Consider the following 15663-nt stretch of genomic DNA (forward strand, 5'->3'; position numbering starts at 1 on the left):
CGCTGCGCCTAGCGGCAAAACTGAATACGGACTTTCTCTTAAACCGTGAATTATCAGGCAGGTTACCCCAATGCAGTTCAGCGACTTACTGGCAGCGATCTCCACCTATGCGATCCGTCTGCAAACTGAAGAAGGCGACCTGATCGTCCTGGGCGATGACGAGGCATTGGATGATGCGCTCTGGGATCAATTAATCGCGCATAAGTCCCGGTTGCTGGTACTGGTCGCCGAGCATGGCGGTGACTGGTTGAGCCCGGCCTATCGCATTACCCCGGACATGCTGCCATTGGTCAACCTCGACCAGCCGGCCATCGACCGTATCGTCGCGGCGATCCCCGGCGGCGCGGCGAATGTGCAGGATATCTACCCCCTGGCGCCGCTCCAGGAAGGCATGCTCTACCACCATCTTTCTGCCGCCCAGGGTGATCCCTACGTGCTGCACGCGCAGTTTGTGTTCGACAACCGCGCACGCCTGCAAGCCTTTGCCGAGGCGCTGCAATGGGTGATCGACCGCCACGATATTCTGCGCACCTCGATGGTGTGGGAGCGCCTCGATGAACCGCTGCAAGTGGTGTGGCGCAAGGCGCAGCTGGCGTGTGATGAGGCGCAGTTGGACGGCGGCGACCGTCTCGCCCAGTTGCTTGCGCGCTATGACGCCCGTGCTTACCGCATGGACCTTGGCCAGGCGCCGCTGCTGCGCCTGGTGTTCGCTGAAGACCCGGCCAACCAGCGCGTGGTCGCGATGCTGTTGTTCCACCACACTATTCTGGATCACACCGCTCTGGACGTGGTGCGCCATGAAATTCAGCTGTACCTGGCCGGTGAGCAAGCGCAAGCGGGCTCGCCAGTGGCGTTTCGCAGCTATATAACTCAGGTGTGCCAAGGCGTCAGCGAACAGGCCCATGAGGCGTTCTTTCGCGACATGCTTGCCGATATCGATGAGCCGACCTTGCCGTTCGGCCTGCAAAATGTGCAGGGCGATGGTCAGGGCGTTGATGAAGCGCGCATTCCCGTCGATAGCGCCCTTGGTCTTCGCCTGCGCAGTTTGGCGCGGCCGCTGGGGGTGAGCGTGGCGAGCCTGATGCACCTGGCGTTGGCGCGCGTGCTGGGCGTGGTTTCCGGTCGTGAGGCGGTGGTGTTCGGCACCGTGATGCTCGGGCGCATGGGTGCAGGCGAAGGCGGTGAACGGGCCTTGGGCATGTTCATCAACACCTTGCCGTTGCGGGTTGATGTTGGCGCGCAAGGCGTGCGCGCCGCCGTGCAAGTCACCCATGAACGACTTACGCGCTTGCTCGATCACGAACATGCGTCCCTGGCACTGGCCCAGCGTTGCAGTGGGGTCGCGGCGCCCACGCCATTGTTCAGCGCGATCCTCAACTATCGTCACAGTGCCGCCACCGACATGGCCGCGGTGATCGAGGTGGCCGACGGCATCCGCGTACTGGGCGCCGAAGAGCGCACCAACTACCCGCTGACGGTTAACGTCGACGACCTGGGGCAAGATTTCGCCCTGACGGTGATGGTCGATGGGGCTATCGGTGCACAGCGGGTTGCCGGCTATCTGCACACCGCCCTGCAAAGCCTGGCCGACGCCCTTGAGCATCGACCGGATGGGCCGCTCTGCGGCCTGAACATCCTGCCCGACGCTGAACGCCACGCCTTGCTGCACACCTTGAACCACAGCCCCACGCATTATGCCGATACCGCGCTGATCCACCAGCAAGTCCAAGCCCACGCCGCCGCCCAGCCTGAAGCCATTGCCGTGCGATTTGAGCAGCAGCGCCTCAGCTATCGTCAACTCAACGAACGCGCCAACCAGGTTGCCCATGCACTGCTGGCCCAGGGCGTGGAACCCGACAGCCGCGTGGCGATCTGTGTGGAGCGCGGCCCGCAAATGATCATCGGCCTGCTCGGTATCCTCAAGGCCGGTGCCGGCTACGTGCCGATAGACCCGGCTTACCCACAGGAACGCATCGCCTACACCCTGGCCGACAGTCAACCGGTGGTGGTGCTGGTGCAGGCCAATACCCGGGACAGGGTCGGCAATACCCTACCAATCGACCTCGACAGCCTGGGCCAACTGCCCGTCAGCGATCCACGGCTGCACCTGAGCCCGGCCCATCTCGCCTATGTGATTTACACCTCCGGCTCCACAGGCCAACCCAAGGGGGTGATGATCGAACATCGCCAGGTGGCGCGCCTGTTCAGCGCCACCCAGCACTGGTTCGGGTTCAATCGGCACGATGTGTGGGCACTGTTCCACTCCTTTGCGTTCGATTTTTCCGTGTGGGAAATCTGGGGCGCGCTGATGCACGGCGGCCAGTTGCTGATCGTGCCGCAACTGGTCAGCCGCTCGCCGGATGAGTGCTACACGCTGCTCTGCGAAGCCCAAGTGAGCATCCTCAACCAGACGCCGAGCGCGTTCCGCCAGTTGATCGCGGCCCAGAGCCACAGCACCCAGGCGCATTCGTTGCGTCAGGTGGTTTTTGGGGGGGAGGCCCTGGAACCGGCCATGCTTAAGCCGTGGTACGCCCGCGCAGTGAATGCCGGTACCCAGTTGGTGAATATGTACGGTATTACCGAAACCACCGTGCACGTGACCTATCGTGCGCTGGAGGCGGCGGATGCCCATCTGATCGGCGTCAGCCCGATTGGTGTGCGCATCCCTGACTTGCAGGTGTACGTGCTGGATGAACACCGCGAGCCGTTGCCCTGCGGTGTGGTGGGCGAGCTGTACGTGGGCGGCGCCGGGGTGGCGCGCGGTTACCTGAACCGCGAGGCACTCAACGCCGAACGTTTCCTCGCCGACCCGGCCACCGGCCTGCGCATGTACAAGACCGGCGACCTGGGCCGCTTGCTGGCCGATGGCAGTGTCGAGTACCTGGGGCGTAACGATGACCAGGTCAAGATTCGCGGTTTCCGCATTGAGCTTGGCGAAATTCAGGCGCACCTGGCCACCGCCCACGGCGTGCGTGATGCGGTGGTGATCGCCCGTGAAGATGAACCGGGAGACAAGCGCCTGGTGGCCTACGTGATCACCGAGGGTGAGCCCAGCGTCGCTGCCTTGCGCGATCATTTGCTACTGAGCCTGGCCGAACATATGGTGCCCAGCGCTTTCGTGCGTCTGCAGGCGTTCCCCCTGACCACCAACGGCAAGCTCGACCGCAAAGCCTTGCCCGTTCCCGATGCCGACGCGTTGGCTCGGCGCAGTTATGCCGCGCCCCAAGGTGCGGTGGAAAACACCATTGCGATGATCTGGCAGGACCTGCTCAAACTCGACAAAGTGGGACGTGACGATAACTTCTTTGAGTTGGGTGGGCATTCGCTGCTGGCGGTCAAGCTGATCGAACGCATGCGCCAGGTAGAGCTGAGCGCCGATGTACGTGTGCTGTTCGGCCAGCCGACCCTGGCGGCCCTCGCGGCGGCGGTGGGCGGGCACCATGAGGTGCAGGTCCCGGCCAATCTGATTCAAGAAGACAGTGAGCGCATCACGCCAGACATGCTGCCCTTGGTTGAACTGGGCCAGGCCGCCATCGATCACATCCTGCAGGCCGTACCCGGTGGCGTGGCCAACGTGCAGGACATTTACGGTCTGGCGCCGTTGCAGGCCGGTATTCTCTACCACCACCTGGCAACCACCGAAGGCGATCCCTACGTGTTGCAGGTGCAGTTGCGCTTTAACGACCAGTGCGCGGTGGATGGCTTTATCCAGGCGCTGCACAGCGTCATCGAACGCAACGATATCCTGCGCACAGCCATTCTCTGGGAGGGCCTGGAGGAGCCGGTGCAAGTGGTGTTGCGCCAGGCACCGCTGGCGGTTGAGCGCTTGGATACCCAGGGCGCCGATGCCCTGGCGCAGTTGCAACAGCGCTTCGACCCTCGCCACTATCGCCTGGACCTGTCCCGCGCTTCGCTGATGCGCCTGGCCTATGCAGAAGAGGTGGGCGGCTTTGTCGGCATCCTGCTGTTGCACCATATCCTGCTTGATCACACAGCCCTGCAAGTGCTGGTTGAAGAAATGAGCGCCAGCCTGCATGGCAATCGCGCGCAACTGCCTGACGCGGTGCAGTACCGCAACTATGTGGCTCAGGCGCGGCTGGGCCTGAGCCAGGCCCAGCACGAAGCCTTCTTCAGCCAGATGCTCGGCGATATCGACGAACCGACCCTGGCCTTCGGTTTGCAGGACGTGAACGGCGACGGCAGCGGCATCCATGAAGCCCATTTGCCGCTGGAACCGGCCCTCAGCCTGGCCCTGCGCGAACAGGCACGGCAGCTGGGTGTCAGCACGGCGAGCCTGGTGCATCTGGCTTGGGCTCAGGTGCTGGGGCAGGTGTCCGGCCAGCAGGACGTGGTGTTCGGCACTGTGTTGCTGGGCCGTATGCAGGGCGGCGAGGGCGCCGACCGAGCGCTGGGAATGTTCATCAATACCTTGCCGCTGCGGGTCAGCCTCGGCAGCGTCGGCGTGCAAGCCGGCGTACGCGCCACCCATGCGCGCCTGGCGCAGTTGCTCGGGCATGAACACGCCGCGCTGTCCCTGGCCCAGCGTTGCAGCGGCGTACCGGGTTCGTTGCCGTTGTTCAGCACCTTGCTCAACTACCGGCACAGCGCGCCGGAGGAAGCGCCGGGGGACAACCCCTTTGGCGCATTCGGCATCCAGATTATCAGCTCCGAAGAACGCAGCAACTACCCGCTGGTGCTCAACGTCGATGACCTGGGGATTGGCTTTGCCCTGACGGTGCAAGGCGTCACCCACCTGGATGTGCAACGCGTGGGCGAGTACATGCTCACCGCGTTGCGCCATGTGGTAAGCGCGCTGCAACACGCGCCGACCACCGCCTTGCACGAAGTGTCGATTCTACCCCCTGCCGAGCGTCATCAAGTGCTGGTAGGTTTCAACGCCACCGCCCGGCAATACCCCTCGCAACTTACTGTCTCGCAACTGTTTGAAGCCCAGGCGCTGGCCCGCCCTGAAGCGCCGGCGGCGGTGCAGGGCGAGCTGTCACTGAGCTACCGTGACCTCAATCGCCGTGCCAACCGCCTGGCCCATCATCTGATCAGCCAGGGTGTGCAGCCCGGCGAAAGCGTGGCGATTGCCTTGCCGCGTTGCCTGGATCTGCTGGTCTGCCAACTGGCGATCCTCAAGTGCGCTGCGGTGTATGTGCCGCTGGACGTCAACGCGCCTGTCGAACGCCAGGCCTTCATCGTCAAAGACAGCGGCGCACGCCATGTGCTGGACGACCTGGCGCAGTTGGATCTGGACGCGCAGTCGCCCGCTAACCTCGACCTGGCCCACTCTGCGCAAAGTGTTGCCTACATCCTCTACACCTCCGGCTCCACCGGGGCGCCCAAGGGCGTGCAAGTGCCCCATCTCGCCATCTCACGCCTGGTGCTCAACAACGGTTTTGCCGAATTTAATGCCCACGACCGCGTGGCTTTCGCTTCCAACCCGGCATTTGACGCCAGCACCCTCGACGTGTGGGCACCGTTGCTCAATGGCGGTTGTGTGGTGGTGGTCGAGCAGGCGCAGCTGTTATCCCGGGCCGCGTTCGCCGAGCTGTTGCAGGCGCAGGCGGTCAGCGTGTTATGGATGACCGCAGGACTGTTCCATCAGTACGCCGATGCGTTGATGCCGGTGTTCCGCCAATTGCGCTACCTGATCGTCGGCGGCGACGTGCTTGACCCTCAGGTGATTGGCCGGGTGCTCAAGCTCGGCAAACCCGAGCATCTGCTGAATGGGTATGGCCCGACCGAAGCCACCACGTTCTCCACCACGTTTGAGATCACCACGCTGTGCGAGGGTGCCATTCCGATTGGCCGACCGATTGCCAACGCCCAGGTCTATGTGCTGGATGCGCGCCAGCAACCGCTGCCCGTGGGTGTGACCGGCGAGCTGTATATCGGCGGAGCGGGCGTTGCCAAGGGCTACTTGAACCAGCCCCAACTGAGCGCGCAAAAGTTTGTCCCGAACCCATTCGGCGACGGCCACCTGTACCGCAGCGGTGATCTGGCCTGCTGGCGCGCCGACGGCAACTTGCTGTACCAGGGGCGCAATGACCTGCAAGTGAAGATTCGCGGCTTTCGTATCGAACCTCGTGAAATCGAAGCGTGCCTGGGCACCTGTGCCGGGATCAGGGATGTTGTGGTGCTGGTTCGCGAAGACGAGCCCGGCGACAAACGTTTAGTTGCCTATTACACCGCCGACGCAACGCTGGATATCGCAAGCCTGCGCGCTCATCTGCTGGGCCAGTTGCCTGACTACATGGTGCCTTCGGCTTATGTGTGGCTGGCGCAGTTGCCGCTCACCGCTAACGGCAAGCTCGACCGCAAGGGGTTGCCGGCGCCGGACCAGAATGCGCTGCTCAGTCGTGGCTACGAAGCCCCGCAAGGCGAGGTGGAAACCTTGTTGGCGCAGATCTGGCAGGACGTGCTCAAGCTCGAACGCGTTGGGCGCCACGATCATTTCTTTGAGTTGGGCGGCCATTCGCTGCTGGCGGTGAGCCTGATCGAGCGCATGCGCCAAGTGGGCCTGAGTGCCGATGTGCGCGTGCTGTTCAGTCAGCCGAGCCTGGCGGCGTTGGCGGCGGCGGTGGGCAGTGGTCGCGAAATCCTGGTGCCGGCCAATGGCATCCCGGTCGGTTGCACGCAGATCACACCGTCGATGCTGAGCCTGGCGCAGCTGACTGCGCAGGCCATCGAGCGAATCGTCGCCAGCGTGCCGGGTGGTGCGGCGAATGTGCAGGATATTTACCCGCTGGCGCCGTTGCAGGAAGGGATTCTCTACCACCACCTCAGCGCCGAACAGGGCGACCCGTACTTGCTGCAATCGCGCATGGCGTTCGACAGCATCGAGCGCTTGCACGGGTTCATGGGCGCGCTGCAACAGGTGGTGGCCCGCCACGACATTCTGCGCACGGGCGTGGTCTGGGAGGGCCTGGACAACCCGGTGCAAGTGGTGCGGCGCGAGGCGCAGCTGGTGGTGCAGGAGGTTCATCTGGACCCGGCCGACGGCGGTATCCTCGAACAACTGCATGAGCGCTTCGATGCCCGGCACTACCGCCTGGACATCACCCAGGCGCCGTTGCTGCGCATGGTCTATGCCCAGGACCCGGTGCACAACCGCGTTGCGGCGATCCTGCTGTTTCACCACCTGGCGCTGGACCACACAGCCATGGAGGTGGTCGGCCAGGAAATGCACGCCTTTATGTTCAACCAGGCCCAGGACTTGCCCGCTGCCGCGCCGTTTCGCAACTACGTGGCCCAGGCGCGATTGGGTGTCAGTGTGGCCGAGCATGAACAGTTCTTTCGCGAGATGCTCGCCGATGTCGGCGAACCAACCTTGCCGTTTGGTTTGCAGGATGTGCAGGGCGACGGCCGCGCCATCGAGGAAGCCGCGCTGCCACTGGACGCCGCGCTGGCGCAGCGGGTCCGCCAGCAGGCGCGACAGCGGGGCGTGAGCGCTGCGAGCCTGATGCACCTGGCGTGGGCCCAGGTGGTGGGGCTGGTGTCCGGCCGCGATGACGTGGTGTTCGGCACCGTGCTGATGGGCCGTATGCAAGCCGGCGACGGCGCGGACCGGGCGCTGGGGATGTTTATCAACACCTTGCCGCTGCGGGTCGATGTTGCCGCCGGGGCGTCAGCGGCGGTCAAGGCCACCCATGCGCGCCTGAGCGCCTTGCTTGGGCATGAACATGCCTCGCTGGCCCTGGCTCAGCGTTGCAGCGGTGTGCCGACCAGCACGCCCTTGTTCAGCGCCTTGCTCAACTACCGTCACAGCAACCCCGGCGAAATGGCCCGCGACGGCCATGGCATCTGGGAGGGCGTGCAACTGCTGGGTGGTGAGGAGCGCAGTAATTACCCGTTGACCCTGAGCGTGGATGACCTGGGTGACGGCTTCGGGCTGAGCGTGCTGGCGGTGCCGCAGATCGGCGCGCAGCGTCTGTGCGACTACATGCACAACGCTGTGGCGCAGTTGCTCACAGCCTTGGAAGATACGCCGGACGCTGCCCTCAATCGCCTGCCGATCCTGCCCGCGACGGAGTGTGAAACCCTGCTGCGCGAGTTCAACGCCACGGCCCAGGACTTCCCCCGTGGCCACACCGTGCATGGCGCCTTTGAGGTGCAGGCCGAGCGCCAACCCCACGCCATTGCCGTGCAGCAGGGCGGTGAGGCGCTGACCTATCAGCAGCTCAATCAGCGTGCCAACCAGTTGGCTCATCACCTGCTGGCACTCGGCGTGCAGCCGGATGACCGCGTGGCGCTGTGCTGCCGTCGCGGCCCGCAGATGCTGGTGGGGCTGTTGGGCATTCTCAAGGCCGGCGCCGGCTATGTGCCGATTGACCCGGCGTATCCTGCCGAACGTATCGCTTATTTATTGCAGGACAGCGCCCCGGTGGCGGTACTGGCTGAGGCCAGTACCCGTGACCTGCTGGGGGCGGTCACGTTGGTCGACTTGCATGACCCGGCCTGGCAGCACCTGCCCATCAACAATCCACAGCTGCCCGCGCTGACGCCTGCGCACCTGGCCTACGTCATCTACACCTCCGGCTCCACCGGCCAGCCCAAGGGCGTGATGGTCGAACACCACAACGTGGAAAACCTGGTGCACTGGCACTGCGAGGCCTTTGGTTTGGCCGCTGCGAGTCACGCCAGCAGCGTGGCCGGGTTTGGTTTTGATGCGATGGCCTGGGAAGTCTGGCCAGCCTTGTGCGTCGGTGCGACTTTGCACCTGCCGCCCGCCGAAGTCGGCAATGAAACCATTGATGAACTGCTGGCCTGGTGGCTGGCGCAGCCGTTGGACGTAAGCTTTTTGCCCACGCCGGTAGCCGAGTACGCGTTCAGCCAAAACCTGCAACACCCCACCTTGCGCATCCTGCTGATCGGCGGCGATCGCTTGCGTCAGTTCACCCAGGAACGGCGTTTTGCCGTGATCAACAACTATGGCCCCACCGAAGCCACGGTAGTTGCCACCTCCGGCCGCGTGCGGGCCGGGCAGGCATTGCATATCGGTCGGCCCATCGCCAATGCGTGCAGCTATGTGCTGGATGCGCAGTTACGCCCGGTGCCGGTGGGTGTGGCCGGTGAGTTGTATGTAGGCGGCAGCGGCGTCGCACGGGGTTACTTGAATCGCCCGGACTTGACTGCCGAACGCTTCCTGCAAGACCCGTTCAACCCCGGGCGCATGTACCGCACCGGCGACCTGGTGCGCTGGTTGCCCGATGGCAACCTGGAGTACCTGGGCCGCAACGATGACCAGGTCAAACTGCGTGGCGTGCGAGTTGAACTGGGCGAAATCGAAAGCCGCCTGGCGGCGCTGGACGGCATTCGCGAGGCGGTGGTGCTGGTGCGTGAGGGTCGATTGTTGGCCTGGTTCACCGAGCAACAAGCGCTGAGCATCGAAACTTTGCGCACGCAATTGCAGGCCCAGCTTCCCGATGCGCTGGTGCCGGTCGCCTACATGCGCCTTGATGTGTTGCCGCTGACCGCCAACGGCAAGCTGGACCGCAAGGCGTTGCCCGATCCCGATCAGGCCGCTGTGCTGAGCCGCGAGTACCAGGCCCCCCAGGGCGAGGTTGAAACCACCCTGGCGCGTATCTGGGCCGAGGTGTTGCAGGTGGAGCAGGTGGGGCGCCATGACCACTTCTTCGAACTGGGCGGCCATTCGTTGTTGGCCGTCAGCCTGATCGAGCGTATGCGCCAGATCGGCCTCAGTGCCGATGTGCGCGTGCTGTTCAGTCAACCGACCCTGGCCGCGCTGGCCGCTGCCGTCGGCAGTGGTCGCGAGGTGCAAGTGCCGGCCAACCGCATCAGTGCCGAGTGCCAACGTATCACCCCGGACATGCTGACGCTGGTGACCCTTGATCAGTGCGCGATTGATCAGGTAGTCGCCCAGGTACCCGGCGGTGCTGCCAACGTACAGGACATCTACCCACTGGCGCCTTTGCAGGAAGGCATTTTCTACCATTACCTCACGGCCGAGCAGGGCGACCCGTACCTGCTGCAATCGCACCTGGCGTTTGACCGTGTCGAGCGTCTGCATACCTTCGCCCAGGCGCTGCAACAGGTGATCGACCGCCATGACATCCTGCGCACCGGGGTGGTGTGGGAGGGGCTGGCGCAACCGCTGCAAGTGGTGTGGCGCAAGGCGGCGCTGAGCGTTCAGGAACTGCATTTGCACGGCGATGTACTTGCCGGCCTGCATGAGCGTTTCGATGCGCGGCATCATCGCCTGGATATCAGGCAGGCGCCGCTGATCCGCCTGATGTATGCCCAGGACCCGGCCAACCAACGCGTGGTGGCGGTGTTGCTCTACCACCATATCGCCCTGGACCATACCGCGTTCGATGTGGTGCTGCGGGAAATGCAGGGTTACCTGCTCGGCCACGCCGCGCCAACCACCGCGCCGATGCCGTATCGCAACTATGTGGCCCAGGCGCTCCTTGGTGTCAGCGAGCAGGAGCACGAAGCCTTCTTCCGCCAAATGCTCGGCGATGTGGATGAACCGACGCTGCCATTCGGTTGGCAGGATGTACGCGGCGACGGCAGTGCGATTGAAGAACATACCCTGCAACTGGACAACCACCTGAACCGGCGCCTGCGCAGCCAGGCGCGGCTGTTGGGCGTCAGCGGCGCCAGCCTGTTTCATCTGGCCTGGGCACAGGTGCTGGCCGCGGTATCGGCGCGCCACACGGTGGTATTCGGCACCGTACTGGTTGGCCGCCTGCAAGGTGGCGAGGGCGCTGACCGGGCCCTGGGGGTGTTTATCAATACCTTGCCGCTGCGCCTGGACATCAATGACCAGGGCGCCCACGCCGCCGTGCGGGCCACCCATGCGCGCCTCACCGAGTTGCTCGGCCATGAGCACGCTTCCCTGGCCCTGGCCCAGCGTTGCAGCGGCGTGGCGGCACCGGCGCCGTTGTTCAGCTCGATGCTCAACTATCGCCATCGCGGCGCCGCCACCCGTTCGGCGGATGCGCACTTGGCGTGGGAAGGTATGCAGACCCTGGTCAATGACGGGCGCACCAATTACCCGTTGACCCTGAACGTGGATGACCTGGGTGATGGTTATGCGTTCACTGCCTTGGCCCAAGTGGATGCGCAACGGCTCTGCGGTTATATGCACAACGCCTTGTCCGCACTGGTCGAAGCCCTTGAGCAGGCACCCCACCAGGCGATCAATCGCCTGTCGATCCTGGGACCAGAAGAGCGGCAACAGCTGCTGGTGCGATTCAATGCCACCGAGGTCAACTACAACCTCGACCAGACCCTGCACGGGATGTTCGAGGCCCAGGTTCTGCGCACGCCGCACGCCGTGGCGGTAAAGGCGGGCGAGCAACAGCTGACCTACCAGCAGCTCAACGAGCACGCCAACCGCCTGGCCCATCACCTGCGTGAAAGGGGCGTGCAGCCGGACTCACGGGTTGGCATTTGCCTGGAGCGTGGCCTGGATATGGTGATCGGCCTGTTCGCCATCCTCAAGGCCGGTGGCGGTTATGTGCCGCTGGACCCGGCCTACCCGCAAGAACGCATCGCCTACATGCTGCAAGACAGCGCGCCGGTGGTGGTGCTGGCCCAAGCCGCCACTCGTGCCTTGCTGGGCGACGTGGCCGTGATCGACCTCGACCACTGCACCTGGCACCAGCAGTCGTGCGTCAACCCGCAGGTCGCGGGCCTCACTGCGCGGCACACGGCCTACGTGATCTACACCTCCGGTTCCACCGGCCAGCCCAAGGGCGTGATCAATGAACACGCCGGGGTGGTCAACCGTCTGTTGTGGATGCAGGACGCCTATGGCCTCAAGGCCCACGACGCGGTGTTGCAGAAAACCCCGTTCAGCTTCGACGTGTCGGTATGGGAGTTCTTCTGGCCGCTGTTCACCGGTGCACGCCTGGTGATGGCGCGGCCTGGTGGGCACAAGGACCCTGCGTACCTGTGTGAAGTGATCGAAGCAGAAAACATCACCACCCTGCATTTTGTGCCGTCGATGCTCGATGTGTTTCTGGCCCATGGCGATGTGAGCCAGGCGGCCGGGCTGGTGCGTGTGATGTGCAGCGGCGAGGCGCTGCCGGGCAGCTTGGTGCGCCGCTTCAAGCAGCAGTTACCGGGCATTGGTTTGTACAACCTGTATGGCCCCACGGAAGCGGCGGTGGACGTGACGGCCTGGAACTGCGCACGCCCGGATGTGCCGGACAACACCCCGATTGGCAAGCCGATTGCCAACACGCGCCTGTACGTGCTGGACGGGCAGTTGCAGCCGGTGCCGCTGGGCGTGGTCGGTGAGCTGTTCATTGCTGGCGTACAAGTGGCGCGGGGTTATCTGAACCGTGCGCAGTTGACGGCCGAACGCTTCCTCGACGATCCCTTTGCGCCAGGCCGGATGTACCGCACCGGTGACGTGGGCCGCTACCTGCCCGACGGCAACATCGAATACCTGGGGCGCAACGATGACCAGGTCAAGATCCGTGGCCTGCGCATCGAGCTGGGGGAAATCCAGGCGCGGCTGCTTGAGCATCCGGCGGTCAAGGACGCGGTAGTGGTGGCCCGTGAAGAGCGCCTGGTCGCCTATTACACCGGCCTGCCAAGCGACATTGACGGCCTGCGCGCTCAGCTGTTGCAGCACTTGCCGGACTTCATGGTGCCTGCGCTGTTCGTACACCTGCCCGCCATGCCCCTGAGCCCCAACGGCAAGCTCGACCGCAAAGCGCTGCCCGCACCGGGCATGGACGCATTGACGGTGCGTGAGTACGAAGCACCCGAAGGCGATACCGAAACCCTCATGGCCCAGCTGTGGGCCGAGCTGCTCAAGGTGGAGCGGGTAGGCCGGCATGACAATTTCTTTGAACTGGGCGGGCACTCGCTGCTCGCTGTGAGCTTGATCGGGCGTCTGCGCCAGGAAGGCATGGAAGCCGATGTACGGGCGTTGTTCGAACAACCGACCCTGGCCGGCTACGCCGCAATGACCGAACGAATGGAGATCGTCCTGTGAACATCCTTGAGCTATTGGCAACCCTGAAAACCAAGGACGTGCAACTGGCGCTCAAGGGCGAACAGTTGGCGGTGAACGGCAACAAGCAAGCCTTGAGCGACCCGGCAATATTGGCTTCCTTGCGCGAGCACAAACCGGCGCTGATCGCGCTGATCAAGGCCGGTGAATACTCGTCTGCCAAGGCCGGGGAAGTGGCAGTGCCGGCCAATCGCATTCCCGCCAATGCCGAGCGCATCACCCCCGACATGCTGACCCTCTCGACCCTGAGCCAGGATGAGATCGAGCGCATCATCGCTACGGTGCCGGGCGGTGTGGCGAATATTCAGGACATCTATCCGTTGGCGCCGTTGCAGGAAGGCATCCTGTTTCACCATGTCAGCGCCGAGCAGGGCGACCCCTACGTGATGCAGTCGCAGTTTGCGTTTGACAGCCTGGAGCGCTTCGAGGCGTTTGCCCAGGCGCTGCAAAGCGTGATGGACCGTCATGACATTTTACGTACCGGGGTGGTCTGGGATGGCCTGGCACAACCTTCGCAAGTGGTGTGGCGCCAGGCGCGCCTGCCGGTGCAAGCCTTGATGCTCGATCCGGCCGACGGCGATATCGCCGCGCAACTGCATGACTTGTTCGATGCCCGTCATTATCGTCTTGATGTCGCCCAGGCGCCGTTGCTGCGCCTGGTGCGAGCTGAAGATCCGACCCACCAGCGCATCGTCGCTACCTTGCTGTTCCACCATATGGCGATGGATCACAGCGCCCTGGAAGTGGTATGCCATGAAATGCAGGCGTGTCTGTTGGGGCAGGGCGCGGCCCTCGGCCAGGCCGTACCGTTTCGCAACTACGTGGCACAGGCGCGCCTGGGCATCAGCGAGCAGGAGCATGAAAGTTTCTTCCGGCAGATGCTCGGCGATATCGTCGAGCCGACCTTGCCGTTCGGGCTGCAGGATGTTCAGGGCGATGCTCGCGCCATTGCTGAGGTCAGCCCGCCATTGGCGCCGCAGCTGGCGCAGCGTATACGCGTGCAGTCCCGGCAACTGGGGGTGAGCGCCGCCAGCCTGTTCCATCTGGGCTGGGCCCAGGTACTGGCGGTGTTCGCCGGCAAGGCGCAGGTGGTGTTCGGCACCGTGTTGATGGGGCGTATGCAAGGCAGCCATGCGACTGACCGCGCCTTGGGGATCTTCATCAACACCTTGCCGTTTCGTGTGGATGTCGACGCCCAGGATGTCCGCAGCGGGGTCAAGGCCACCCACGCAGGTTTGACCACGCTGCTGCGCCATGAGCACGCGGCCCTGGCATTGGCCCAGCGTTGCAGCGGCGTGATCGCCCCGACGCCGCTGTTCAGTGCGCTGCTCAATTATCGCCACAGCGCTCCCGCCGCCAGTGCCGAGGCAGTGTCGGCCTGGCACGGCATTACCGCACTGCGCGCCGAGGAACGCACCAACTACCCGTTGACCCTGAGTGTGGACGACCTGGGCGAAGGCTTCGGCCTGAGTTTGCTGGCCAGCACCCAGGTCGACCCCCACCGCGTCTGCGCCTACCTGTACACTGCGCTGGAAAACCTCGTCACCGCGCTGGAGCAGGCGCCACACACCGCGCTTGACCAACTCTCGGTAGTGCCTGTCGCCGAACAGCGCCTGCTGCTGCAACAGTTCAACGCCACCCAGGCCGTATTCCCCCAAGGCACCACCTTGCACGGGCGCATCGAAGCCCAGGCTGCGCTCACGCCGGACGCCATCGCCGCCGTGAACGAAGGGCGGCAGCTGACCTACGCCGAACTCAACCAGCAAGCCAACCTGTTGGCCCATCATCTGTTGGCGCTGGGGGTTAGGCCGGATGATCGCGTGGCGATCGTGGCGCGGCGCGGGCTCGACACCCTCGCCGGGTTGCTGGCGATCCTCAAGGCGGGTGCCGGTTATGTGCCGGTGGACCCGTCCCACCCGGCCGAGCGCTTGAGCTACTTGCTCAGCGACAGCGCCCCGGTGGCGGTGCTCACTCAACACGCCTTGCTGGCCCGCCTGCCAGAGCTTGACGTGCCGGTGATCAACCTCGACCGCTTCACCTGGCAGCATCACTCGGCGAGCAACCCCAAGGTCGCTGTCGGCCCGACGAACCTGGCGTATGTGATCTACACCTCGGGCTCCACCGGCTTGCCCAAAGGCGTGATGGTGGAACACCACACTGTTGCCAACCTGGTGGACTGGCATTGCAGCGCCTTCGACCTGCGCGCCGGCCGGCATACCGCCAGCGTCGCCGGTTTTGGCTTTGACGCGATGGCCTGGGAAGTCTGGCCGGCGCTGTGTGTGGGCGCCACATTGCACCTGCCGCCCGCCCATGACGGCGCCGAAGACATCGACGCGCTGCTGGCCTGGTGGTGCGCACAGCCCCTGGACGTGAGCTTTCTGCCCACGCCGGTGGCCGAGTACGCGTTCAGCCAGAATATCGAGCACCCGACCTTGCGCACCTTGCTGGTCGGTGGCGATCGCCTGCGCCAGTTCGGCCGAGCGCAGCGCTTTGAACTGATCAACAACTATGGCCCCACCGAAGCCACGGTGGTGGCCACTTCCGGCAAGGTCGAGGCAGGCCAGCCGTTGCATATCGGCAAGCCCATCGCCAATGCCACGGTCTACGTGCTCGACGAACACCAGCGCCCGGTGCCGCTGGGGGTGGCGGGGGAGTTGTACGTG

General features: G+C 64.3%; 2 protein-coding genes. Both read left to right on the forward strand.

Annotated features, from left to right (window positions below; genetic code table 11):
• Window positions 1-70 precede the first annotated feature (70 nt).
• A complete protein-coding gene (locus JFT63_RS03575; protein ID WP_198843470.1) occupies window positions 71-12982 on the forward strand; it encodes a non-ribosomal peptide synthetase in 12912 nt (4303 codons plus the stop codon).
• The coding region (locus JFT63_RS03580) for an AMP-binding protein (RefSeq protein ID WP_198843471.1) at window positions 12979-15663 on the forward strand (2685 nt) is incomplete at its 3' end. The genes JFT63_RS03575 and JFT63_RS03580, both read left to right, overlap by 4 nt.

This window comes from Pseudomonas sp. MF7453 (assembly GCF_016405455.1).
GTDB lineage: Bacteria > Pseudomonadota > Gammaproteobacteria > Pseudomonadales > Pseudomonadaceae > Aquipseudomonas > Aquipseudomonas paralactis.